A 23,722-nucleotide genomic window follows, 5' to 3' on the forward strand; every position below is an offset into this window, starting at 1 on the left:
CTGTCTCTTACAGCTTCACGCCTCGCAGCCGCAGCGCATTGCCGATCACCGAGACCGAGCTGAGGCTCATCGCGGCGGCGGCGATGATGGGCGAGAGCAGCAGCCCGAAGAATGGGTAGAGGATGCCCGCCGCGATCGGCACCCCGGCGGTGTTGTAGATGAAGGCAAAGACGAGGTTCTGCCGGATGTTGCGCATCGTCGCCTCCGCCAGCCGCCGCGCCCGCAGGATGCCGGAGAGATCGCCCTGCAGCAGTGTGATGCCGGCGCTTTCGACAGCCACATCGGCGCCGGTGCCCATGGCGATGCCCACATCGGCGGCGGCGAGGGCCGGGGCGTCGTTCACCCCGTCGCCCGCCATGGCCACGCTGTGGCCCTCGCGCTGCAGTGCCTCGATGAGCCGGCCCTTCCCCTCTGGGCTGACGCCGGCGCGGATCTCGTCGATGCCGAGCGCCGAGCCCACGGCCTGGGCGGTCGGCTCGGCATCGCCGGTGGCCATCACGATGCGCAGGCCGGCCTCGTGCAGTCCGCGGATCGCCTCGGCGGCATTCTCCTTGATCCTGTCGGCCACGGCGATCAGCCCGGCAGCCCGGCCATCGACGGCCAGGTACATGGCGGTGCGGCCCTCGGCCTGAAGCTCTGCCGCGCGCGCCTTCAGCTCGCCGAGGGTCACGCTCTCATCCGCCATCAGCGCGGCATTGCCGAGCGCGACGCTGCGCTTGCCCACACGGCCGGTCACGCCCTTGCCGGTGACGGCCTTGAAGTCGCTCGCCTGCAGCTCCTCCGCGCCCCGCTCGGCAGCGCCGCGCGTGATGGCCTCGGCCAGCGGATGCTCCGACCCGCGCTCCAGCGCGGCGGCGAGGGCGAGCACCTCGGCCTCCGGCAGGGCGCCGGCGACGACCTCTGTCAGCGAGGGGCGGCCTTCGGTGAGGGTGCCGGTTTTGTCGACCACGAGCACATCCACCTTCGAAAGCCGCTCCAGCGCCTCGGCATCGCGGATCAGCACGCCGGCATGCGCGCCGCGGCCCGTGGCCACCATGATCGACATCGGCGTAGCGAGGCCCAGCGCGCAGGGGCAGGCGATGATCAGCACGCTGACCGCCGCGACGAAGGCGTAGGAGAGGGCGGGCGATGGGCCGAGCAGCCACCAGGCGAGGAAGGCGAGCACGGCGACAGCCACCACGGCGGGCACGAACCAGCCGGCGAACCGGTCGGCCAGCGCCTGAATGGGCGCGCGGCTGCGCTGCGCCTGCGCCACCAGCGCCACGATGCGTGACAGCGTTGTCTCGGCGCCCACGCGCTCGGCCTTCATCAGGAAGCTGCCGGTGCGGTTGAGCGTGCCGCCGGTGACAGCCTCACCCTCGGTCTTTTCGACCGGGATCGGCTCGCCGGTGACCATGCTCTCATCCACGGCCGAGCTGCCTTCGGTGACCGTGCCGTCGACCGGAACGGCCTCGCCGGGGCGCACACGCAGGATGTCGCCGGCCTTCACCTCATCGAGCGGCACGTCCTCGTCGCGGCCGTCCTTCACGCGCCGGGCCGTCTTCGGGGCGAGGTCCATCAGGGCGCGGATGGCATCGCCGGTGCGTTCACGGGCGCGCAGCTCCATCACCTGGCCGACGAGCACGAGGATCAGGATCACCGCCGTCGCCTCGAAATAGACCGGCGGCGCGCCATTCATGCGCATCTGCGCGGGGAAGAGCCCGGGCGCCAGCAGCGCCACCACCGAGAAGATCCAGGCCGCGCCGGTGCCGATGGCGATCAGAGTCCACATGTTCGGGCTGCGGTTGCGGATCGAGCTCCAGCCGCGCTTGAAGAACACCCGGCAGAGCCAGAGCACCGCCGTGGCGAGGATCGCCTGCACCCAGACGAAGGGCCCCGGCCCCATCCACTCGCGGAAGGGCAGGCCGATGTGGTCGCCCATCTCCAGGATGAACACGACGGCGGCCATCGGCGCGCCGATCCAGAGCCGGCGGGTGAAATCCACCAGCTCTGGGTTCGGCCCGGCATCGGCGCTGGGCGTCATCGGCTCCAGCGCCATGCCGCAGAGCGGACAATCGGCCGGGCCATCCTCGACGATCTCGGGATGCATCGGGCAGGTCCATTTGGCGCCGGGCGGCGCCGTGGGGGTGGGGCGGCCGGCGAGATAGGTCTCTGGGTCGGCCTCGAACTTCGCCATGCAGCCCGCCGAGCAGAAATAGAGCCGCTGCCCCTCGTGCTTGGCCATGTGCTTCGCCGAGGCGCGGTCCACGCTCATGCCGCAGACCGGGTCTTCCGCCGTCAGGTACTCCTCCGGCCTGGCCACGAATTTCTCGCGGCAGCCGGCGGAGCAGAAGTGAAAGGTCCGGCCTTCATGCTCGGCAGTCGGCTTGCCCTTGCTGGGGTCGACCGTCATGCCGCAAACCGGGTCGCGGATCACCTCGCCGGCGGGGGCATCGTGGATGTGGGCTGCGTCGGTCATCTGGGCCTCCCGGGAGGGCGTGTGGAGCGAATGACGGCAGAGCTAGTCGTTCCAGCCACTGGAAGGTCAAGGGCTCTCGTGCCTTGACCTTCCAGTTTTTGGAACCTTTATCTGATGGGACGCTTCAGGAGCCCCGGAATGAACATCAAGGACGTGGCAGAGATCAGCGGCCTGCCGGCCAAGACCATCCGCTATTACGAAGAGATCGGACTGGTGCACCCGGCCCGCAGCGCCAATGGCTACCGCGATTTCGGCGAGGCCGACGTGGCCACCTTGGCCTTCCTCGCCCGCGCCCGCTCGCTGGGCTTTTCCATCGACGATTGCCGTGCGCTGGTGTCGCTCTACGAAGACCGGGGCCGGGCCAGTGCCGATGTGAAGGCGCTGGCCGAAGAGCGGCTCGATCAGATCGACCGCAAGATCGCCGAGCTGCAGGGGCTGAAGGCCACGCTGGGGCAACTCGTCCGGCGCTGCCACGGCGATGACCGGCCCGATTGCCCCATCCTGCAGGATCTCGCCGGCGTCGGCGGCCATCCCTGAGGCACGCTAGCCCTCGCCTTCCGGCACCAGCAGCATGGTAGAGGTGACGCGGTTGCGCCCTTCGTGCTTCGAGCGATAGAGCGCCGCATCCGCCGCCAGCAGCAACGCCTCGGGCATCTTCATCGTGCCGCCGATTGAAGATTGCGCGGTGGCGACGCCGATGCTGGCGGTCATGCGCCGGTCGCCCACGGCATTGCCGGGATTGGACAGGTCGAGATCGTAGATCGCCTGCCGCAGCTCTTCGGCCAATTGCTCCGCTCCGTTCATGTCCGTGTCCGGCAGGATCAGCGCCAGCTCTTCGCCGCCGTAGCGCGCGGCCAGATCGCCGGGGCGGCGGGCCACGCCGCGCAGGGTGGCAGCGACGCTGCGCAGGCAATCGTCGCCCACCTGATGGCCGAAGCGGTCATTCACCTCCTTGAAGAGGTCGAGATCGATCAGCACCAGCGACAGGCGCGAGCGGTCGCGCAGCGTACGGTCCCATTCGCGGTGCAGCGCCTCGTCGAAGGCGCGCCGGTTGGCGAGGCCGGTCAGCCCGTCTTCCATGGCGAGCGCACTCAGCCGCTCTTGCAGCTCTTTCATCGCCGAGACGTCGCGCAGGGTGACGACGACGTCGTTGGGATGGTGCGGATCTTCATTGGCGAGCAGGCGACCGTGGCCTTCCATCCAGCGCAGCGAGCCGTCCTTATGGTTGGCGCGCAAGACGAGGGAGATGTCGCTGCCGGCGCCGCTGGCCAGCAGCTTTTCGGCCGTCTCATGAACGAGGGGAAGGTCGGGCTCGTAGACCATGCCAAGCTGCATGGCCAATATCTCCTCCGGCTCCCACCCCAGCACGGCCTTCGACGAGGGAGAGGCATAGCGCAATTGCAGGTCGCTGCTGACGAGCAGCACGACATCTGCCGCGTTCTCTGTCAGGGCGCGAAAATCGATGTCGCGGCGCGCGTCCTTCGGTTGGAAAAGTCTGCGCAGTCGGTCGAGCGGAAGTTTCACAATGCGGGTCCCGGCCTCTTGGTAATCTGTTTGCTGGCTTTGCACGTCATAGCAGAACGGCGGCAAGCACAGTGCGGTTCAACTTTGAGGCGCCTCAAGATGCGGGGCCTGGCCACAGTCGCACGCAAGCGGGCGGTCGCCGCGGGGTTGCGCCCGGCTCGCTCTTGGCGAGAGTGATGGCGCCGGCCCGCGCCGGCATCAGGACGGAGAGGAGAGAGGCAGCCATGGAATTCATCGATAGCCGCGAGGCGTTGCGCGCCCATTACAAGCCGGTTCACGACGTGGCGCTGAAGAAGCAACTGCCGTTCCTGGATGCGCATGCCCGGCACCTGCTCTCGAAATCGCCCTTCCTGCTGCTCGGCACGCAAGACAGCGCGGGCAGGGCGGATGTCTCGCCGAAGGGCGACAAACCGGGCTTCGCCGTGCCGCTCGACGACACCACACTCGCCATCCCCGACAGGCCGGGCAACAACCGGCTCGATAGCTGGGAAAACATCGTCGACAACCCGGCGGTCGGCCTGATCTTCCTCATCCCCGGCATGAATGAGACGCTGCGCATCAATGGTACAGGCCGGCTAACGACGGATGAAGAGCTCTGCGCCCGCTTCGGCGTGAACGGCCGGCCGGCAATCGCGGTGCTCGTGGTGAAGGTCGCCGAGGTCTACATGCATTGCGCCAAGGCCTTCATGCGCTCGCAGCTCTGGTCGCCGGAGACATGGCCCGACCGCAAGGAGATGCCGACGCTGGGTGAAATCCTCCACGACCAGCTCGCGCTGGAGACGGCGCCGGCGGACATGGACGACAACCTGTCGGAGAGCTACGCCAAGTCGATGTGGTAGCCGGCGCGGCGCGTCAGGCCCGCGCGCGCAGCTCCCTGGTCGCCCGGCGATAGGCAGCGGTGATCTCGTCGCGGCGGTGATGCCGCCCGCCCGTGACGAGGGGCCGCCCGGCGGACCAGAGCCGGTCCACCATCCCCGGGCCGCCAGCTAAGACGAAGCTGTCGAGCGCGGTGTCGCCGGTGAGGCCCTCAAGGTCCGGGTGGGCCATATCGAGGGCGAGGAGGTCGGCCCAGGCGCCCGGCTCGATGCGGCCCGTGCCGCGCCCCGCCGCCTTGGCACCGCCGAGCGCCGCATCCTCCATCAGCCGCCGCCCGGTCGAGCGCTCAGGCGTGGCGAGGGCGGCGCGGGAGTGGTCGCGCAGGCGCTGCGAGGTGTCGAGCTGGCGCAGCTCCTCGGCGAGGCTGATGCGGATGTTGCTGTCAGAGCCGATAGCCATGGCCCCGCCGGCGCCGAGCCAGCGCACGCCGTCAAAGATACCGTCGCCGAGGCTCGCCTCGGTGAGCGGGCAGAGGCCGGCGACGGCACCGATGGCGGCGAGGGCGGTGGTCTCGCCGGGGGTCATCTGCGTGCAATGGATCAGGCACCAGCGATCGTCGAGCGGCAGGTTGGCGAGGGCCCAGGCCACGGGGCGGGCGCCGAGCGCGGCCTCCACCTCGTCGACCTCCGCCACCTGCTCGGCAAGGTGCACGTGGATCGGTCCGTCGGTGAGGCCGGCCAGTGGCAGCAGGTCTTCTGGCGCGACCGCCCGAAGCGAATGCAGCGCCACCCCGAGCCGCGTATCGTCGGGCAGGGGAGTGAGGGCGGCGCCGGCGGCCTCATGCAGGCGGGCGAAACGCTCGCGATCATTTCCAAAGCGGATCTGGCCGGGGCCGAGCGGGCGCCTGTCGAGCCCGCCGAACTGGTAGGCGACGGGCAGGAGGGTCAGGCCGAGCCTGCTGGTCTCCGCCGCAGCGGCGATTTGCCCGGACATCTCGGCGAGGTCCGCGTAAGGCGCGCCGCCGGGGGCGTGGTGCAGGTAGTGGAACTCCACCGACGCGCCGAAGCCCGCCTCGGCCATCTCCATTTGCACGAAGGCGGCGATGGCCTGGACCTGCTCGGGCGTGATCTCCTCGAGGAAGCGGAACATCAGCTGTCGCCATGTCCAGAAGCTGTCCTGCGCCGGCCCCTTACGCTCCGTCAGCCCGGCCATGGCGCGCTGGAAGGCGTGGGAATGGGCGTTGGCAGGGGCGGGGACGAGGACGCCGACCCGCTCGCCCTCCGCTGGGGCGCCTGGGGTGACGGCGGCGATCCGGCCCTCCGCCACCTCGATGCGCACGTCGCGCGCCCAGCCCGTCCCCAGCAGCGCCTGCTCCGCCCAGATCACCTGCATGGCCCACTCTCCCGTTGACAGCTGAATATGTGCATACATAATCACGGGCGACGGCTCCCGATCAAGAGGCCCCGATGCTCTATACCCATGCCCGCCTTGCGACCTTCGCCGCCCCCGGCCGCTACGGGCTGGTGGAGGACGGCGCTCTGGCGGTGGAGGACGGTCGCATCGCCTTCGCCGGGCCGCTGGCTGAGCTCCCGGCGGAATGGCAGGGCCAGGAGGCTGAGGATCTGGGCGGGCGGCTCGTCACCCCCGGGCTGATCGACTGCCACTCGCATATCGTCTTCGGCGGCCACCGGGCCGACGAGTTCGAGATGCGGCTCGAAGGCGCCAGCTACGAGGAAATCGCCCGCGCCGGCGGCGGCATAGGCTCCACCGTCCGCGCCACCCGCGCCGCGTCGGAGGAGGCGCTGCTGGAGGGCGCCCTGACCCGCGCCGACGCGCTGATCGCCGAGGGCGTGACGACGCTGGAGATCAAGTCCGGCTACGGGTTGGAGCCGGAGACGGAGCTGCGCATGCTCCGCGTCGCCCGCCGCATCGCCGAGCTCCGCCCCGTCACCGTCCGCACCAGCTACCTCGCCGCCCACGCGGTGCCGCCCGAGTACAAGGGCCGCCCGGACGCCTATGTGGACGAGGTCGTGATCCCCGTGATGCACGAGGGCCGGGGCCTCATCGATGCGGTGGACGGGTTCTGCGAGGGCATCGCCTTCGACACCGCCCAGATCGGCCGGGTCTTCGATGCGGCGGCGTCGCTCGGCCTGCCGGTGAAGCTGCACGCCGAGCAGCTCTCGCACATGGGCGGCGCGGCGTTGGCGGCCCGCCATGGCGCGCTCTCCGCCGACCACCTTGAACACGCGACCGCCGAAGACGCCGCCGCGATGGCCGCCGCCGGGACAGTCGCGGTGATGCTCCCCGGTGCCTACTACACGCTCCGCGATACCAAGGCCCCGCCGGTGCAGGCCTTCCGCGACGCCGGGGTGCCCATGGCCGTGGCCACCGATTGCAACCCCGGCTCCTCGCCGCTCGCCTCGCTGCTGACGGCGATGAACATGGCCTGCACGCTCTTCCGTCTGACGCCGGAGGAGGCCCTCGCCGGCGCCACCACCCATGCCGCCCGCGCGCTGGGGCTGGCGGACCGGGGCACGCTGGCGCCCGGGCAACGCGCCGACCTCGCGGTGTGGGACGTCGAGACCCCGGCGGAGCTCGCCTATCGCATCGGCTGGAACCCCCTCTACGCCCTCATTTTTGGAGGCACCAAGTGCTGACCCTCACCCCCGGCGCCACCCCGCTCGCCACGCTCCGCTCCGTCTGGGAGGGCGAAGGCGCCGCGCTCGACCCGGTCTGCCGCCCGGCTGTCGAAGCCGCCGAGGCTCTGGTGCGCAAGGCTGCCGAGGGGGAGGAGGCCGTCTACGGCGTCAACACCGGCTTCGGCAAGCTCGCCTCCGTTCGCATCAAGGCGGAGGATACGGCGCGGCTCCAGCGCAACCTCATCCTCAGCCATTGCTGCGGCGTCGGCGCACCGCTCGACGCCGCGACCATCCGGCTGATGATGGCGCTGAAGCTGCTCTCGCTCGGGCGCGGGGCTTCGGGCGTGGCCTGGGCCACCGCCCAGCAGATCGAGGCGATGCTGGCGGCGGATGTGCTGCCGGTGATCCCCGAGCAAGGCTCCGTCGGCGCCTCGGGCGACCTCGCCCCGCTCGCCCACCTCGCCGCGGCGATGATGGGCGAAGGCGAGGCGGTGCACGAAGGCCACCGCATGCCCTCCGCCGAGGCGCTGGCGAAGGCCGGCCTCGCCCCCATCGCGCTCGGCCCCAAGGAGGGCCTCGCCCTCATCAACGGCACGCAATTCTCGACCGCCTGCGCGCTCGCCGGGCTCTGGCGCGCCTGGGACAATGCCCGCGCCGCCATCGTGACCGGCGCGCTGTCGACCGATGCCGTCATGGGCTCCACCGCGCCGCTGCTCGCCGGCATCCATGCGCTGCGCGGCCAGCCGGGGCAGATCGCCTTCGCCGCCGCGCAGCGGGCGCTGATGGAGGGCAGCGAGATCCGCGAGAGCCACCGGACAGGCGATACCCGCGTGCAGGACCCCTATTGCATCCGCTGCCAGCCGCAGGTGATGGGCGCGGCGATGGATCTTCTGTCCTTCGCCGCCCGCACGCTGGAGGTCGAAGCGAATGCGGTGACCGACAACCCGCTGGTGCTGGTGGAGGAGGGGCGCATCGTCTCCGGCGGCAACTTCCATGCCGAGCCCGTCGCCTTCGCCGCCGACCAGATCGCGCTGGCTCTGGCGGAGATCGGCTCGATCGCGCAGCGGCGCATCGCGGTGATGGTCGACCCGACGCTCTCCTTCGACCTGCCGCCCTTCCTGACGCCCGATCCCGGCCTCAACTCCGGCCTGATGATCGCCGAGGTCACGAGCGCCGCTTTGATGAGCGAGAACAAGCATCTGGCCAACCCCTGCTCGACGGACTCAACGCCGACCTCCGCCAACCAGGAAGACCATGTGAGCATGGCCGCCCACGCCGCCCGGCGTCTCGCCCGGATGAACGCCAACCTATCGATGATCCTCGGCATCGAGGCGGTGGCGGCGGCGCAGGGTATCGGCTTTCGTGCCCCGCTGGAGACATCGGCGCCGCTGCAATCCGTCATCGCCCGCCTCCGTGAGGCCGTGCCGGCGCTGGGCGAGGACCGCTACCTTGCGCCCGACCTGGAGCGGGCTGCCGCGCTGGTGCGAGAGGGCCGCCTGACCGGCGGGCTGGAGCTGCCGGAGCTGGCGCCATGATGCCCGTCGAGGTGACACGCGGCGACGGGCCGGTGGTGCTCGGCCTGCCGCATACCGGCACCTGGCTGCCGGAGGACGTGCGGGTGAGGCTGAACGACCGGGGCAGGGCGCTCGCAGATACCGACTGGCACATCAACCGGCTCTACGCCGGCCTGCTGCCGGGGGTGACGACCGTGCGCGCCACGTTCCACCGCTATCTCATCGACGCCAACCGCGACCCCTCCGGCGTCTCGCTCTACCCGGGGCAGAACACCACCGGGCTGGTGCCGACGAAGGGTTTCGACGGCGAGGCGATCTGGGACGATCCACCGGGAGAGGCGGAGATCGAGGCGCGGCGGGAGGCCTATCACGCCCCGTACCATGCCGCGATGAGTGCCGAGCTGGAGCGGGTGAAGGCGCGGCACGGCGTGGCGATCTTGTACGATTGCCACTCAATCAGAGGGAAAATCCCTTATCTCTTCGACGGAGACTTGCCAGATTTCAACATCGGCACCGATGGCGGCACCACATGCGCGCCGCAGGTCGAGGCCGCAGTTCAGGGCATCTGCGCCGCCGCGCCCGGCTACTCCTCCATCCTCAACGGCCGCTTCAAGGGCGGCTGGACGACGCGCCACTACGGTCGCCCCGCCGAGGGCCTCCACGCCATCCAGATGGAGCTGGCGCAGCGCAATTACCTCACCGAGGAAGCCCCGCCCTGGGCCTATGACGAGGCCAAGGCCGAGGCGCTCCGCACCCACCTTCAAGACATCCTGCAAACCCTGGCCGGCCTCGCCGGCACTCTGGAGGGCTCCCGATGACCAACCCCCGCCACAACCTCCGCGACGTCTACCCGCCCACCGGCCCCGAGATCAGCGCCAAGAGCTGGCTCACCGAGGCGCCGATGCGGATGCTGATGAACAACCTGCACCCTGATGTCGCCGAGAACCCGCATGAGCTGGTCGTCTACGGCGGCATCGGGCGGGCAGCGCGGACGTGGGAAGATTTCGACAAGATCGTCGCCGCGCTGAAGGAGCTGGAAGACGACGAGACCCTGCTCGTCCAGTCCGGCAAACCGGTCGGCGTCTTCCGCACCCACACGGACGCGCCCCGCGTGCTGATCGCCAATTCCAACCTTGTCCCCCATTGGGCCAATTGGGACCATTTCAACGAGCTCGATAAGAAGGGGCTGGCCATGTACGGCCAGATGACCGCCGGCTCGTGGATCTACATCGGCAGCCAGGGCATCGTGCAGGGCACCTACGAGACCTTCGTCGAGGCCGGGCGCCAGCATTATGGCGGCGACCTGACCGGCAAGTGGATCCTCACCGCCGGCCTCGGCGGCATGGGCGGCGCGCAGCCGCTGGCGGCGGTGATGGCCGGGGCCTGCTGCCTCGCCGTGGAATGCGACGAGACCCGCGCCGACTTCCGCCTGCGCACGCGCTATGTCGATGAGAAGGTCCATACCCTCGACGACGCCCTCGCCCTGATCGCCAAGTGGACGGCCGCCGGAGAGGCGAAATCCGTCGCCCTCATCGGCAACGCCGCCGACATCTTCCCCGAGCTCGCCGCCCGGATGAAGGCCGGCGGCCCGCGCCCCGATATCGTCACCGACCAGACCTCCGCCCACGATCCGCTGCACGGCTACCTGCCGCAGGGGTGGAGCGTCGCCGACTGGCGGGCGAAGCAGGAGAGCGCGCCGAAGGAGGTTGAGGCCGCCGCCCGCGCCTCGATGCGCACCCATGTCGCCGCGATGGTCGACTTCTGGAACGCCGGCGTGCCGACGCTCGATTACGGCAACAACATCCGGCAGGTGGCGAAGGACGAGGGGCTCACCGACGCCTTCGCCTTCCCCGGCTTCGTGCCCGCCTACGTGCGGCCGCTCTTCTGCCGGGGCATCGGGCCGTTCCGCTGGGCGGCGCTCTCGGGCGACCCTGAGGATATCTACAAGACCGACGCCAAGGTGAAGGAGCTGATCGACGATCCCCACCTGCACAAATGGCTCGACATGGCGCGCGAGCGGATCGCCTTCCAGGGGCTGCCGGCGCGGATCTGCTGGGTGGGGCTCGGGCAGCGCCACAAGCTCGGCCTCGCCTTCAACGAGATGGTGCGGTCGGGCGAGCTGTCCGCCCCCGTCGTCATCGGGCGCGACCACCTCGACAGCGGCTCCGTCGCCAGCCCCAACCGCGAGACGGAGGCGATGCGCGACGGCTCGGACGCGGTGTCGGACTGGCCGCTGCTGAATGCGCTGCTCAACACCGCCAGCGGGGCGACATGGGTGAGCCTCCACCACGGCGGCGGCGTTGGCATGGGGTTCAGCCAGCACGCGGGGATGGTGATCTGCGCCGATGGCACCGACGCGGCGGCGAAGCGGCTGGAGCGGGTGCTCTGGAACGACCCGGCCTCCGGCGTCATGCGCCATGCCGATGCGGGCTACGAGGATGCCATCGCCTGCGCGGAGGAGCACGGGCTGAACCTGCCGGGCCTCAGGTGAGCCGGCGGGGCTGGCAGGAGGTTCAGGATGAGCTGATCGGGCGCATCAATGACGGCGCCTGGCGGCCGGGGACTCTGTTGCCCGCCGAGACCGCGCTGGCGGTGGAGCTCGGCGTCGCCCGCACGACGGTAAACCGCGCGCTCCGCGGCCTCGCCGAGCGCGGGCTGGTGGACCGAAAGCGGAGGGCCGGCACGGTGGTGGCGGAGCATCCGCCGGCGCGGGCGGTGCTGACGATCCCGGTGATCCGCAAGGAGGTGGAGGGGCAGGGGGCCACCTGGCGGCATCACCTGCTGGAGCGCGAGGCGGTGCCGGCGCCGGAGCCTGTTTCCACCCGGCTGCGCCTGCCGGCGCGGGCGCCGATGCTGCACGTGGTGGCCCTGCACCTCGCCGACGAGCGGCCCTTCCTGCTGGAGGACCGCTGGCTGAACCTCGCGGCTTTGCCGGAGGCGGAGGACGTGGACTTCCGCGTGACCAGCCCGAACGAATGGCTCCTCGCGCATGTGCCCTACACGACGGGCGACCTCTCGATCTCCGCCGAGCCGGCGGGAGGGGAGACGGCGGCGCGGCTGGCGGCGGAGGAGGGGGCGGCGCTGCTCACGCTCGACCGGGCGACGTGGAACGACGGGCGGGCGATCACGGCGGTGCGGCTGACCTATGCGCCGGGGTACCGGATGCGGGCGAGCCTGTAGGGCGGGGGCCTGCCCGCTTTCGCTACGCCGCCGCTCTTCCCCCGGCCTGCGGACGATGTGGTCGGTGGCGGACGCGGCCCGAAAGGTGCGTGACGAGCACGCACCCTACGGCCCATTGACAGACCCATTCCTCCATGGCTATGGATTATCCATAGCCACAGGGTTATCAAATGACCGCCGACTTCCTCTTCCGCTCCCTCGCCGACCCGACCCGCCGCGCGCTCTTCGAACGCCTCTGCCGCGACGGGGAGCAGACGGTGGTGCGGCTGACGGCACAGGCCGGTGTCTCGCAACCCGCCGTCTCCAAGCACCTGGCCGTGCTGCGCGATGCCGGCCTCGTCACTGCCCGGCCCGAGGGGCGGCAGACGCACTACTCCGCCCGGCCCGAGGCGCTCTCGCCCCTCGTCGACTGGACGGCCCAGATGGCGGGCTTCTGGGAGAGCCGGCTCGATGTTCTGGATGCCCTGCTCAAAAGGATGGACCAATGACCGATCCCGCGCCTCAGCCCAAATCCGTCGTCGTCGAGCGGGAGCTGCCGCATCCGCCAGAGAAGGTCTGGCGCGCGCTGACGACGCCGCATTTCATCGAGGAATGGCTGATGAAGAACGACTTTGCCGCCGAGCCCGGCCACAAGTTCCAGATGAGCGGCGAGTGGGGCGCCGTCGATTGCGAGGTGCTCGAGGCCGAGGCGCCGTCGCATCTCAGCTACAGCTGGAACGCCTTCGGGCTGGAAAGCACCGTCAGCTGGACACTCACGCCCACGCCGGGCGGCACTCTCTTGCGGATGGAGCAGGCGGGCTTCCGCGAGGGGCAGGGGCAGTTCTACAGCGGCGCCAAGGCAAGCTGGCCCACCCATGTGGGCAATCTCGCCGCCTTCCTCGATCGGACGGGCTGACGCCCGTCCTTTCCGCGCCATCCCGGCCTGCTGATCCCGCCGCGACAATCTGACTCGCGGCCCGTGAGCTTTTGCCCAAAAATGGCCACTCTCTGCCGAGACACCTTGCTTAAGACGTTTAAAAAATATGAATTTTCGGCAGGATGATTCGCAAGTCAGGCGCCCAATTAAAGCCGATGACGAAAAGGCGCTTTTCGCGCCGGACCAGTATCGCCTTGTTGACGGTTGTCGGCGCCATCCTGGCTGCCGTACTTCCCGTTCTGCTGAGCGTCTACATTGCCCGTGAGCTGTCCGTTCGGAACCATGGGCGCCTCCTGGAAGGAATGGCCGGAGTTGCGCTGACGCGCGCCGAGCTGGCCTTGGCCGAGGCGGAAGAGGTCTTGCTGCAGATGCGCAGCTACAGCGGCTGCAGCGAAGACCACATCGCGGCGATGCGCCATCTGGTGATGGGGTCCTCTTACGTCGACGAGGTCGGCTATTTCGAGAATGGCGAGCTGGCCTGCACATCCTGGGGCATGGCCGAGCCCGGTGTCCGGCAGGCGCCCGTCGCGTTCACGCTGGAGAACGGTATCGCCGTCAGCCCCGAGATCGACACCGCGATCAGCGAGTCCGGCCCGGCCATCGCTCTGCAAGACCAGAACCACAACGTCCTGATCTCGCATTTCCGCCTGACCGATACGCCCACGTTCAACGATATCGAGCTCGCCCTCGGCTACCGCGAGCGGTCGGGGCAGGTCTATCTGCTCGGCGGCGCGGGCACCGAGCTGGGAGCCTCGCTGGAGGAATGGCTGGGCAGCGATGCACCGGAGATGATCGCGCCAGAAGACGTGCCGCCCGATCTGACCTTCGCGCGCACGAATGTGAATGGCCGACTGGTCGCCCTCGCCAGCTCGCCGCAGGTTGGCAGGGCGGGGACGTTCGAGAACTTCCTGCGCATCCTGCTGCCGGCGGCGCTGATCGTGTCGCTGCTGCTCGTGGTCAACATCATCTGGCTGTCGCGCAGGCAGCTCAAGCTCGACCGCGAGATCCTCTCTGCGCTGCGCCATGGCGAGATGCGGCTGGTCTATCAGCCGATCATCGACCTCTCGACGGGCCAGTGCCGCGGCGCCGAGGCGCTGCTGCGCTGGCAGCGGCCGGATGGCGAGTACATCCGGCCCGACCAGTTCATCCCCGTGGCCGAAGAGCGCGGCATCATCGGCGAGATCACCCGCTGGGTGGTGGCCCGCGCGATAGAGGAGCTGACGCCCTATCTGAAAAGCGATGCGGGCGGCCATGTCGCGATCAACCTCTCGGCCGGCGATATCGCCTCCGGCGCCTTTCCGGCCTTCCTGGCCTCGGAGCTCGACCGAACGGGGCTGACGGCGGACAAGGTGATGCTGGAAGTCACCGAACGGGGCCTAATCGCGCCGGAGGCCAGCCATGACACCTTCGCCGCCCTCAGCCGCGCGGGCCACCACGTGGCGATCGACGATTTCGGCACCGGCTATTCGAGCCTGCAGTATCTGCAGAACCTTCCGATCAACACGCTCAAGATCGACAAGAGCTTCGTAAGCGGCATCGGGCTTGAGGCGGCGCGCGGTTCGGTCGTCGAGCATATCATCGACCTCGGCCATTCTCTGGATCTCATCATGATCGCCGAAGGGATCGAGACCAGGGCGCAGGCCGAATACCTCATCGAGCGCGGCGTGCTTCTGGGGCAGGGCTACCTGTTCTCGCGCCCGCTGGAATGCGACGAATTCCTCGTCTTCGCCGAAACGGTTCGCCGCCAGCCACTGAGCACCCCGCCGGTCGAAAAGAGCGCCTGACGCCAGGCGCAGGCCGCCGAACCCCTGCAAAAACTGCCCAAAGCTCATGCAACTGGCCGCTGCCCCGGGGGCCGCCTTGCGGTGCCAAAGCGAAAGAGTCTTGACAGCTCACCCGGCGCTGACCTTTACTAAACAAGTGTTCAACAAGAGGTCTGCATGGCGCGCGCTTCCCGATATGATGTGCTGTTCGAGCCGGTGAAGATCGGCCCCAAGGTGGCGCCGAACCGGTTCTACCAGGTGCCCCATGCCTCGGGCATGACCAATGCCAACCCGCATGTGCGCGCCGCCTTTCGCGGCACCAAGGCCGAGGGCGGCTGGGGTGTCGTCTCGACCGGCGCCTGCTCGGTGCATCCCTCGTCCGACGATTCGCCCTTTCCCTTCGCTTCCCTCTGGGACGAGGCCGACATCCGCTCGCACCGCCTGACGACCGACGCGATTCATGCCCATGGCTCGCTGGCGGCGGTGGAGCTGTGGCACGGCGGCGCGGCGGCGGTGAACCGCACCAGCCGCTATGCGCCGCTCTCCCCCTCGGGCGTGCCGTGGATGGCGACGCATGTGGGCTTCATGTCCTCCGCCCGGCCCAAGGTGATGGACGCCTCCGACATCCGCGACCTGATCCGCTGGCATGCCGAGGCGGCCGTGCGGGCGGAAGAGGCGGGCTTCGACATCCATTACGTCTATGCCGGCATGGGCTATCTGCCCTACCAGTTCCTCCTCTCCGATTATAACCACCGCACCGATGCTTACGGAGGCTCCTCCGCCAACCGCGTGCGCCTGCTCACCCAGCTGATCGACGCCGTGCGCGAGGCCACGCATGGCCGCTGCGCCGTCGCCCTGCGCATCTCGCTGCAGGAGCTGCGGGCGCGGCACTCCGACGTGGCCGAGAGCGAGGCGCATGAGGTGATCGGCCTGCTGAAAGATGCGCCCGACCTCTTCGACGTGAAGATGGATTACTCGGCGACCGACTGTGCCCCCTCGCGCTATGTGCAGGAGGGCAGCCACGAGCCGGTGATCGAGTTCGTCAAGAAAACCACCGGCAAGCCGGTTGTCGGCGTCGGCCGCTTCACCTCGCCCGATACGATGGTGAGCATGGTCAAACGCGGCGTGCTCGACCTGATCGGCGGCGCGCGCCCCTCCATCGCCGACCCCTTCCTGCCGAAGAAGATCGAGGAAGGCCGCGAAGACGACATCCGCGAATGCATCGGCTGCAACATTTGCATCTCGTCCTGGCACGATGGCGTCTGGGTGCGCTGCACGCAGAACCCGACGGCGGGCGAGGAATGGCGGCGCGGCTGGCATCCCGAGGTGGTGAAAAGCGACAGCGACGAGAGTGCCGTCATCGTCGGCGGCGGCCCCGCCGGGCTGGAAGCGGCGCTGACGCTGGCGCGCCGGGGCTTCCAAGTGACGGTAGCCGAGGCCTCGTCGGAGTTCGGCGGTCGCCTCCTTTGGGAGAGCAAACTGCCGGGCCTGCGCCAGTGGTTCCGCGTCATCGACTACCGGATGGGTCAGCTGCAAAAAATGCCGAACGTCTCGCTCTATGCAGAAAGCCGGCTCGGGCCCGACGATCTGGCCGAGTTCGGCGCCGACCATGTGATCCTCGCCACCGGCGCCAAGTGGACGCGCAATCTTTGCGGCGCCAACGAGATCCCGGCCGGGCCGCTCGATGCCCCCCGCGTCTATACGCCCGATGACATCGCGGCGGGGGTGAAGATCGAAGGGCCGGTGGCCGTGTTCGATTACGACAATTACTACATGGGCTCCGCCATTGCCGAGCATCTGGCCGGACAGGGGGCGGAGGTCACCTATATCACCAGCGCCGGCGCCGCGCAGAGCTGGGGCGTGATGACCAACGAGCAGCCGCTGGTGCATGTCGCTTTCAAGGATCTCGGCATCGGCTACCGGACGCTGGAGATCGTGGAAGATTTCGACGGCGAGACGCTGGGCCTCAGCCAGATCTTCAGCGCCGAGCGCCGTGAGATCGCCGTGCGCAGCCTCGTCATCGTCGGCCAGCGCGTCGGCGACACGTCTCTGCACGACGCCCTGAAGGGCGCCGCCGCGCCCGGCGCCCTGCATCTGACCGGCGATGCCTTCGCCCCCGGCGCCATTGCGCATGCCACCTATCAGGCCCATCGCACCGCCCGCGCCGTGGGCCGCGCCCCCGGCTCGCTGCTTGAACGCCGCGACGCTCCCTTCGCGCCCATGGGCCTTTACGCGGAGGCGGCGGAATGACCTCTCCTTCTCGCGCCCGCGCCCCCCTTCATCTGGCCAAAAATACCTCGGGGGTGCGGGGGCTGGCCCCCGCTTCGCTCCGCCCCAACCCGCGCCCCGCCCCAGCGGAGCACCGCCGATGAATTCCCGCACCCGCACCCGCGGCTCTGCCCGCGCGCCTCGCGCCACTGGCCCGCAGCCACCGCAGCAGGCGCCCTTCGGCCAGCGGCGCCGGCCCTATGCGCCGGTCGAAGTGATCAGCGCCGATCAGCTCGAGGCGATCCATCAGGCGGCGCTGACGCTGCTCGCCACCACTGGCTTCCGGGTGCTCGATGACGGCGCCCGGGCGCGCTACGCCTCTGCCGGCGCCGATGTCTCCGGCCCCACGGTGCGGCTCGATCCCGGCCTCATCGCCGAGCGGCTGGCGACGGTGCCATCGACCTTCACGCTGGCCGCCCGCAACCCCGCCCATAACCTGCAGGTGGGCGGCGATCTCTGCGTCTATGTCTCGGTCGGCGGGCCGGCCTATGTGATGGACAACGACAAGGGCCGCCGCGACGGCACCTATGAGGAGATGTGCGATTACCTGCGCCTCGTGCAGGTGCTCAACGTCATCCATCAGGAGGGCGGCTGCCCCTTCGAGCCGATGGACCTGCCGGCGAACACCCGGCATCTCGATATCTATCGCGCCCAGATCACCCTGCTAGACAAGAACTGGCAGACGCAAACGCTCGGCCGAAAGCGCACCATGGACGGCATCGAGATGGCCTCCATCGCGCTCGGCACCACGCCCGAGGGGCTGATCGAGGCGCCGGCGCTGCTGGGCGTCATCAACACCAACTCGCCGCTGCAGCTCGATATTCCCATGGCCGAGGGGCTTATCTGCATGGCCGAGCATGGCCAGCCCGTCGCCATCACGCCCTTCACGCTGGCCGGCGCCATGGCGCCTGTCACCGTGGCCGGCGCGCTCGTCCAGCAGCATGCCGAGGCCATCGCCGGCATCGTGCTCACCCAGATCGTCCGCCCAGGCACGCCGGTGCTCTATGGCGGCTTCACCTCCAACGTCGACATGCGCTCCGGCTCGCCGGCCTTCGGGACGCCCGAGTACATCAAGGCCGCGCAGGCCACCGGCCAGCTGGCCCGGCATATCGGCGTGCCCTTCCGCTCCTCCAACGTGAACGCGGCGAACGAGGTCGACGCCCAGTCCGCCTACGAGAGCATGTTCTCCCTCTGGGGCGCGCTCATGGGCGGCGCGCATCTGCTGGAGCACGGGGCAGGGTGGATGCATGGCGGCCTCACCGCCAGCTTCGAAAAGCTCATCCTCGATGCCGAGATGCTGCAGATGATGGATGCCTATTACGAGCCGCTCGACACCAGCCCCGAGGCGCTGGCCCTCGACGCCATTGCCGAGGCCGGCCCCGGCGGGCATTTCTTCGGCACCGCCCACACGATGGAGCGCTATTCCACCGCCTTCCACACGCCGCTCGTCTCGAACTGGGACAACCACCCGCTCTGGCTGGAAAAGGGCAGCATCGATGCCCGCACGCGCGCCAACAGTGTCTGGAAGCAGCTGCTCACCACCTACGAGCAGCCCCCGCTTGAGCAGGACAGGGCCGAGGCGCTCGATGCCTTCGTGGCCAAACGCACGGAGGAGGGCGGCGCGCCGCTGAACTGATGAATATCGTCACCGACTTCCCCCATCAGATCGAGATCGAAGAGAACATCTGGGTGCCTCTGGCCGATGGCACGCGGCTGGCCGCCAAGGTCTGGCGGCCGAAAGGGGCGGGGCCGGTGCCGGTGATCCTGGAGTATCTGCCCTATCGCAAGCGCGAGGGCACCCGCGCCCGCGATCACGCCATGCATGCCTGGCTGGCGGGGCATGGCTATGCCTGCGTCCGGCTCGACATTCGCGGCACTGGCGACAGCGAGGGGATCATCACCGACGAATACACCCCGCAGGAGCAGGCCGACGGGGTGGAGGCCATCGCCTGGCTGGCCGAGCAGAGCTGGTGCGACGGTCAGGTGGCGATGATCGGCATCTCCTGGGGCGGGTTCAACGGGCTGCAGATCGCGGCGCTGCAGCCACCGGCGCTGAAGACGATCATCACGGTCGGCAGCACCGATGACCGCTATGCCACCGATATCCACTGGGTGGGCGGGTGCCTCTCCAAGGACAATTTCGACTGGTCCTCCACCATGTTCGCCCATAACGACCTGCCGCCCGACCCGGCGCTCTCCGGCCCCGGCTGGCGCGAGGCCTGGACGAAGCGGATGGAGGCGAACGAGCCCTGGATCCTCACCTGGCTCGCCCATCAGCGGCGCGACGCGTACTGGAAGCAGGGCTCGGTCTGCGAGGATCTCTCCCGCATCACCATCCCTGTCTATGCCGTCTCCGGCTGGGCCGACAATTACAGCGAGACCGTGCCGCGCCTCCTCGCCGGCCTCTCCGGGCCGCGGCTCGGTCTCGTCGGCCCCTGGGCGCATTCCTTCCCGCATGACGTTGCCGTGCATCCCGCCATCGGCTGGTTGCAGGAGGTGCGGCGCTGGTGCGATCACTGGATGAAAGGCGCCGACACCGGCATCATGGACGAGCCGATGTATCGCGTCTGGATGCAGGAGAGCGTCCCGCCGCAGACATGTTATCTCTCCCGCCCCGGCCGCTGGGTGGGAGAGGCCGAATGGCCCTCGCCGCGCATCGAGCACCGCTCGCTCTATTTGAATGCCGGCGGGAGCCTGGGGTCGGAGCCTGCAACCTCCGGCCCCATTCCCATCTGCTCGCCCCTCTGGGTGGGCCTCGCCGCGGGCGAGGTGGGCCGCTACGGCGAGGATGCCGAATGGGCGCCCGACCAGCGCGAGGATGACGGCGGCAGCCTCGTCTTCACCACGCCGCCGCTGCCGGAGCGCACCGAGATCCTCGGCGCGCCCCAGCTGCGCCTGCGCTTCTCCTCTGACAAGCCGATGGCGCTGGTGGCCGTGCGCTTGAACGACGTGATGCCCGATGGCCGGTCGACCAAGGTCACGCAGGGCTATCTCAACCTCACCCACCGGCAGGACCATGAGCATGCCGAGCTGCTGGTGCCGGGTGAGACCTACGAGGTCACCGTCGATCTCGACGATATCGCCCATGCCTTCCCGGCCGGGCACCGCATCGCCGTGTCGCTCTCGACCACCTACTGGCCGATCTGCTGGCCCTCGCCGGAGCTGGCCACGCTGAGCGTCGTGACCGGCGACAGCTGGCTCGACCTGCCCGTGCGCCCGCCCTCGGAGGCGGATGCCACCCTCCGCGAGTTCGACCCGCCGGAGATGGCCGAAGACACGCCCGCGATCAGCCACCCCGCCGAGCCGACGGTGCGCCGCTCTGTCCGCCGCGATCTGATGACCGGCGAGACCATCGTGGATTTCCCACGCTGGACCTATTCCACCGAGATGCCCGACATCGGCCAGACCGTCACCTCCGATGCCTTCGCCCGCTACATCATCACCGACGGCGACCCGCTTTCGGCGGTTACCGAGACGGAGTGCAACGTCGAGATCCGCCGCGAGGACACCACCTGCGGCCACCATTCCACTGGCCGTCTGAGTTGCGATGCCACGCATTTCCGCGTCGAGATGCGGCTGGCCGTCACCGAGAACGGCGACGTGCTCTTCGAGCGACAATGGGACGAAAGGATACCGCGCGATCATGTCTGAGCAGCCCTGGCCCTTGCTCCGGTCGCAGCCCTGGCAGGCGCGATGCTGAGATACGCCGCAAAGCGTATCGGCCTCGCCGTCGTGATCCTGCTCACGGTGATGCTGGCCATGTATGCCATGGTGTTTCTCATCCCCGGCGATCCCGCCACTCTGGCGCTCGGCCCCCGCGCCACGCCCGAGCTGAAGGCCCTGCTGCGCGAGCGCATGGGGCTGGATGAGCCGGTGCTCACGCAGATCTGGTTGTTCTTCCGCAATGCGCTGACCGGCGATCTCGGCTACGACGTCTGGTCGCGCCGCCCGGTGCTTGACCTGATCCTCGAATTCTTCCCCAAGACGCTGGTGCTGGGCATCGTCGCGCTCCTTTGGGCGCTGGTGCTGGGCATCCTTCTCGGTGCCGCCGCCGTCGTCTGGCGCGGCTCGATCACCGACAGGCTGCTGGGGCTGATCTCGGTCAGCTTCATCTCGGTGCCGAGCTTCGTCATCGCGATCTATGCCATCCTCATCTTCGCTGTCTGGCTGCACTGGCTGCCCGCCATCGGCGCCGGCTCGCCCGGCGACATGGGCAGCCAGATCCGCGCGCTGATCCTGCCGGCCTTCGCGCTCGGCATCGGCTGGGTGGGCTACCTCGCCCGGCTCGTGCGGGCCTCGCTGCTCGAGGTGATGGGCGAGACCTATATCCGCACCGCCCGCGCCTTCGGCCTGCCCGAAAGCCGGGTCGTCTTTCGCTATGCCCTGCGCGTGGCCATCATCCCCACGATCGCGCTGCTGGCTGTGGGCCTCGGCTCGATCCTCTCCAGCGCGGTCTTCGTCGAGGCGGTGTTCTCGCGCCCCGGCATCGGCACGCTGATGACGGGCGCCGTCTCGAACCGGAACTACCCGGTTGTGATGGGCTGCGTGCTGTTCATGACGGCCTTCTACCTCGCCGTCGTCACCGCCGCCGATCTGCTGATCGCCCGGCTCGACCCAAGGGTGCGCGATGCCTTCCGACGCTAGCCCCGCCCCCACGCCCGAGGCTCGGCCTGGCCGCGAGCGCCGCGCCGCCGGGGCGCTGGTGCACCGCTCGTCGCTGCGGGTGCTGCTGCGTGACCCGATGGGCGCCCTCGGCCTGATCCTGGTGCTCACCTTCGTGGCGATGGCCCTTTTCGCGCCCTGGATCGCGCCCCACGACCCGCTCAAGCTGAGCGTGATGGACAAGTTCCAGACGCCCTCCTGGCAGCATTGGGCCGGGACGGATCAACTCGGCCGCGACCTCCTCAGCCGCATCATCTACGGCGCCCGCACCGCGCTGGGCATCGCGCTGACCTCGGTCGGGCTGGCGGGGCTCGGGGGGCTGATCCTTGGCATGATCGCGGGCTACGGGCCGCGCTGGCTGGATGGAATCCTCGTGCTCATCTTCGATTCCGTCTCGTCGCTGCCGATGATCATGCTGGCGCTGGCCGTGATCACCGTCATCGGCCCCGGCACCGACACGCTGATCCTCGTCGTGGTCGTCGTCTCGATCCCCGCCTATGGCCGCCTCATCCGGGCGCAGACGCTGGGCATGGCGCAATCGGATTTCATCACCGCCGAGCGGGCGATGGGGGCCTCGGGCGCCCGCATCCTCTTCCGGCACCTCCTGCCCAATGTGGTGGGGCCGCTGGTCATCCTCCTCAGCATGGATGTGCCCATCGTCATCATGCTCGAAGCGGGCCTCAGCTACCTCAACCTCGGCGTGCGCCCGCCGCAGCCCTCCTGGGGCAACATCCTCTACGACGGCTACACCTCGCTGCGGTCCGCCCCGCATATGGTGCTGATCGCCGGCCTGCCGCTGGTGCTCTCCACCCTCGGCTTCACCTTCCTCGGCGAGGGGCTGCGCGATGCGCTCGATCCCAAGCTCGTCAAAGGGGGCGCATGATGGAGCCGGTGCTCGATATCGACGATCTTTCGCTGGAATATACCGGCGGCGTGCAGGCCCTGCGCGAGGTCTGCCTCTCCGTCCGCCCCGGCGAGGTGCTGGGCATCGCGGGCGAAAGCGGCTGCGGCAAATCCACCCTCGCCAGCGCCATGATCAGCCTGCTCGGCGCCGGCGCCACCATCACCGGCGGCGTGGTGCGGCTGAAGGGCGAGGCGATGAGCGAGATGCCCGAGCGCAAGCGCCGGGCGCTCCGGGGCCGCGAGATCGCCATGGTCTTTCAAGACCCGATCACCGCCTTCAACCCGGTGTTGCGGATCGGCGAGCAGCTCATCGACTTTCAGATCAACGCCGGCTGCAGCCGCGGCGAGAAGCGCCGCCGCGCCAAGGACATGCTCGCCAAGGTCGGGCTGGAGCCGGATCTCGCGATGAGCCGCTTCCCGCATGAGCTCTCCGGCGGCATGCGCCAGCGCGCCGCCATCGCCGCCGCCCTGCTGATGCGCCCCGCCGTCCTCATCGCCGACGAGCCGACGACGGCGCTCGATGTCACGATGGAGGCGCAGATCATCCATCTGCTGCGCGAGCTGCAGGCCGAGGTCGGCTGCGCCATCGTCATCGTCACGCATCACCTCGGCGTCATCGCCGAGCTCTGCGACCGCGTCGCGGTGATGTATGCCGGTCAGGTGGTCGAGGTGGCGCCGGTCGACGATCTCTACCACGCTCCCTTGCATCCCTACACGCAGGCTTTGCTGTCCTGCGACCCCTCCATCATCGAGAAAGGCACGGGCCGGCTGCCCACCATCGGCGGCCGCCTCCCCGATCTGGCGGCGCCGCCTGCCGGCTGCGCCTTCGCCCCCCGCTGCCCGCAGGCCTCCGACATCTGCCAGGGCCCGCCACCGCGCCGCCGCCCGTCATCTGGCCGCGAAGCGCTCTGCCACAAGGTGGCCCCATGACCCGTCACCCCCTCACAAAAGGCGCGCCCCTGATCCCGGCCGGGCGACGCCCCAATCCCCCTGTCTTTGCTCAAGAAAAATCCCGGGGGTTCCGGGGGCTGGCCCCCGGTCCCGCACTCTCAACCGGCACCTCCGCCAGCAGCGGGGCG

At 69.2% G+C, this 23,722-nt stretch carries 19 protein-coding genes; 16 read left to right on the top strand and 3 right to left on the bottom strand.

The genetic code is table 11. From position 1 onward, the window contains the following. Positions 1-7: 7 nt before the first annotated feature. On the bottom strand, positions 8-2,458 hold the full coding sequence (locus tag ACXN5S_RS12990) for a heavy metal translocating P-type ATPase (RefSeq protein ID WP_458605858.1): 2,451 nt from the start codon (positions 2,456-2,458) through the stop codon (positions 8-10). Between the two features lie 138 nt (positions 2,459-2,596). On the opposite strand from ACXN5S_RS12990, the gene cueR reads away from it, so the two are divergent. Beyond that, positions 2,597-2,995: a Cu(I)-responsive transcriptional regulator gene (gene cueR, locus ACXN5S_RS12995; protein ID WP_458605859.1), complete on the top strand. Its 399-nt coding sequence runs from the start codon at positions 2,597-2,599 to the stop codon at positions 2,993-2,995. Positions 2,996-3,001: 6 nt separating this feature from the next. On the opposite strand, the gene ACXN5S_RS13000 is transcribed toward cueR, so the two are convergent. After that, on the bottom strand, positions 3,002-3,982 hold the full coding sequence (locus ACXN5S_RS13000) for a sensor domain-containing diguanylate cyclase (RefSeq protein WP_458605860.1): 981 nt from the start codon (positions 3,980-3,982) through the stop codon (positions 3,002-3,004). A 224-nt stretch (positions 3,983-4,206) separates the two neighbouring features. Between ACXN5S_RS13000 and ACXN5S_RS13005 the strand changes: the two genes are divergently transcribed. Continuing rightward, positions 4,207-4,821, top strand: coding sequence for a pyridoxamine 5'-phosphate oxidase family protein (locus tag ACXN5S_RS13005; RefSeq protein WP_458605861.1), 615 nt, complete (start codon positions 4,207-4,209; stop codon positions 4,819-4,821). A gap of 13 nt (positions 4,822-4,834) precedes the next feature. Here the strand turns inward: ACXN5S_RS13005 and ACXN5S_RS13010 are convergent, their stop codons facing one another. Next, positions 4,835-6,190 (bottom strand): formimidoylglutamate deiminase, encoded by a 1,356-nt coding sequence (locus tag ACXN5S_RS13010; protein WP_458605862.1) that lies wholly within the window; start codon positions 6,188-6,190, stop codon positions 4,835-4,837. Between the two features lie 74 nt (positions 6,191-6,264). On the opposite strand from ACXN5S_RS13010, the gene hutI reads away from it, so the two are divergent. The 14 genes from hutI to ACXN5S_RS13080 all read left to right on the top strand — a co-directional run bounded on the left by hutI (position 6,265) and on the right by ACXN5S_RS13080 (position 23,573). Further along, positions 6,265-7,455, top strand: a complete 1,191-nt coding sequence (gene hutI, locus ACXN5S_RS13015) for an imidazolonepropionase (protein ID WP_458605863.1) — start codon at positions 6,265-6,267, stop codon at positions 7,453-7,455. Continuing rightward, the gene (gene hutH, locus ACXN5S_RS13020; protein ID WP_458605864.1) at positions 7,449-8,972 is read left to right on the top strand and encodes a histidine ammonia-lyase; all 1,524 of its coding nucleotides are present in this window, start codon (positions 7,449-7,451) and stop codon (positions 8,970-8,972) included. Before hutI ends, hutH begins: the two co-directional genes overlap by 7 nt. Next, positions 8,969-9,769: an N-formylglutamate deformylase gene (gene hutG / locus ACXN5S_RS13025; RefSeq protein ID WP_458605865.1), complete on the top strand. Its 801-nt coding sequence runs from the start codon at positions 8,969-8,971 to the stop codon at positions 9,767-9,769. Before hutH ends, hutG begins: the two co-directional genes overlap by 4 nt. Beyond that, positions 9,766-11,442: a urocanate hydratase gene (gene hutU / locus ACXN5S_RS13030; protein ID WP_458605866.1), complete on the top strand. Its 1,677-nt coding sequence runs from the start codon at positions 9,766-9,768 to the stop codon at positions 11,440-11,442. Before hutG ends, hutU begins: the two co-directional genes overlap by 4 nt. Beyond that, complete coding sequence (locus ACXN5S_RS13035; RefSeq protein WP_458605867.1) at positions 11,439-12,131, top strand: GntR family transcriptional regulator; 693 nt, start codon at positions 11,439-11,441, stop codon at positions 12,129-12,131. The genes hutU and ACXN5S_RS13035 overlap by 4 nt, the downstream gene beginning before the upstream one ends. Positions 12,132-12,301: 170 nt before the next feature. Beyond that, positions 12,302-12,619 carry an ArsR/SmtB family transcription factor gene (locus ACXN5S_RS13040; protein WP_458605868.1) on the top strand — a complete coding sequence of 106 codons (318 nt, stop codon included), beginning with the start codon at positions 12,302-12,304 and terminating at the stop codon, positions 12,617-12,619. Beyond that, a complete protein-coding gene (locus ACXN5S_RS13045) occupies positions 12,616-13,026 on the top strand; it encodes an SRPBCC family protein (protein WP_458605869.1) in 411 nt (136 codons plus the stop codon). The genes ACXN5S_RS13040 and ACXN5S_RS13045 overlap by 4 nt, the downstream gene beginning before the upstream one ends. A 323-nt stretch (positions 13,027-13,349) precedes the next feature. Beyond that, positions 13,350-14,831: an EAL domain-containing protein gene (locus ACXN5S_RS13050; RefSeq protein ID WP_458605870.1), complete on the top strand. Its 1,482-nt coding sequence runs from the start codon at positions 13,350-13,352 to the stop codon at positions 14,829-14,831. Between the two features lie 156 nt (positions 14,832-14,987). Continuing rightward, complete coding sequence (locus ACXN5S_RS13055; protein WP_458605871.1) at positions 14,988-17,060, top strand: oxidoreductase; 2,073 nt, start codon at positions 14,988-14,990, stop codon at positions 17,058-17,060. 118 nt (positions 17,061-17,178) lie between these two features. Next, entirely contained in the window at positions 17,179-18,714 is a 1,536-nt protein-coding gene (locus ACXN5S_RS13060) for a trimethylamine methyltransferase family protein (protein WP_458605872.1), read from the top strand. Then, positions 18,714-20,729 carry a CocE/NonD family hydrolase gene (locus tag ACXN5S_RS13065; RefSeq protein WP_458605873.1) on the top strand — a complete coding sequence of 672 codons (2,016 nt, stop codon included), beginning with the start codon at positions 18,714-18,716 and terminating at the stop codon, positions 20,727-20,729. Before ACXN5S_RS13060 ends, ACXN5S_RS13065 begins: the two co-directional genes overlap by 1 nt. A 42-nt stretch (positions 20,730-20,771) precedes the next feature. Further along, positions 20,772-21,722, top strand: coding sequence for an ABC transporter permease (locus ACXN5S_RS13070; protein ID WP_458605874.1), 951 nt, complete (start codon positions 20,772-20,774; stop codon positions 21,720-21,722). Next, the gene (locus tag ACXN5S_RS13075; protein ID WP_458605875.1) at positions 21,706-22,623 is read left to right on the top strand and encodes an ABC transporter permease; all 918 of its coding nucleotides are present in this window, start codon (positions 21,706-21,708) and stop codon (positions 22,621-22,623) included. Before ACXN5S_RS13070 ends, ACXN5S_RS13075 begins: the two co-directional genes overlap by 17 nt. Then, complete coding sequence (locus tag ACXN5S_RS13080; protein WP_458605876.1) at positions 22,620-23,573, top strand: ABC transporter ATP-binding protein; 954 nt, start codon at positions 22,620-22,622, stop codon at positions 23,571-23,573. The genes ACXN5S_RS13075 and ACXN5S_RS13080 overlap by 4 nt, the downstream gene beginning before the upstream one ends. Positions 23,574-23,722 lie beyond the last annotated feature (149 nt).

The organism is Pseudoroseicyclus sp. H15 (genome assembly GCF_054353345.1).

Excerpts from the sequence above, each read along its gene's own strand:
- ACXN5S_RS12990 (WP_458605858.1), bottom strand. The coding sequence starts at position 2,458 with ATGACCGACGCAGCCCACATCCACGATGCCCCCGCCGGCGAGGTGATC.
- hutI (WP_458605863.1), top strand. The coding sequence starts at position 6,265 with ATGCTCTATACCCATGCCCGCCTTGCGACCTTCGCCGCCCCCGGCCGC.
- ACXN5S_RS13075 (WP_458605875.1), top strand. The coding sequence starts at position 21,706 with ATGCCTTCCGACGCTAGCCCCGCCCCCACGCCCGAGGCTCGGCCTGGC.
- ACXN5S_RS13050 (WP_458605870.1), top strand. The coding sequence starts at position 13,350 with ATGGCCGGAGTTGCGCTGACGCGCGCCGAGCTGGCCTTGGCCGAGGCG.
- ACXN5S_RS13055 (WP_458605871.1), top strand. The coding sequence starts at position 14,988 with ATGGCGCGCGCTTCCCGATATGATGTGCTGTTCGAGCCGGTGAAGATC.
- ACXN5S_RS13080 (WP_458605876.1), top strand. The coding sequence starts at position 22,620 with ATGATGGAGCCGGTGCTCGATATCGACGATCTTTCGCTGGAATATACC.
- ACXN5S_RS13070 (WP_458605874.1), top strand. The coding sequence starts at position 20,772 with ATGCTGAGATACGCCGCAAAGCGTATCGGCCTCGCCGTCGTGATCCTG.
- ACXN5S_RS13045 (WP_458605869.1), top strand. The coding sequence starts at position 12,616 with ATGACCGATCCCGCGCCTCAGCCCAAATCCGTCGTCGTCGAGCGGGAG.
- hutU (WP_458605866.1), top strand. The coding sequence starts at position 9,766 with ATGACCAACCCCCGCCACAACCTCCGCGACGTCTACCCGCCCACCGGC.
- hutG (WP_458605865.1), top strand. The coding sequence starts at position 8,969 with ATGATGCCCGTCGAGGTGACACGCGGCGACGGGCCGGTGGTGCTCGGC.
- ACXN5S_RS13060 (WP_458605872.1), top strand. The coding sequence starts at position 17,179 with ATGAATTCCCGCACCCGCACCCGCGGCTCTGCCCGCGCGCCTCGCGCC.
- ACXN5S_RS13005 (WP_458605861.1), top strand. The coding sequence starts at position 4,207 with ATGGAATTCATCGATAGCCGCGAGGCGTTGCGCGCCCATTACAAGCCG.
- ACXN5S_RS13040 (WP_458605868.1), top strand. The coding sequence starts at position 12,302 with ATGACCGCCGACTTCCTCTTCCGCTCCCTCGCCGACCCGACCCGCCGC.
- ACXN5S_RS13065 (WP_458605873.1), top strand. The coding sequence starts at position 18,714 with ATGAATATCGTCACCGACTTCCCCCATCAGATCGAGATCGAAGAGAAC.
- ACXN5S_RS13010 (WP_458605862.1), bottom strand. The coding sequence starts at position 6,190 with ATGCAGGTGATCTGGGCGGAGCAGGCGCTGCTGGGGACGGGCTGGGCG.
- cueR (WP_458605859.1), top strand. The coding sequence starts at position 2,597 with ATGAACATCAAGGACGTGGCAGAGATCAGCGGCCTGCCGGCCAAGACC.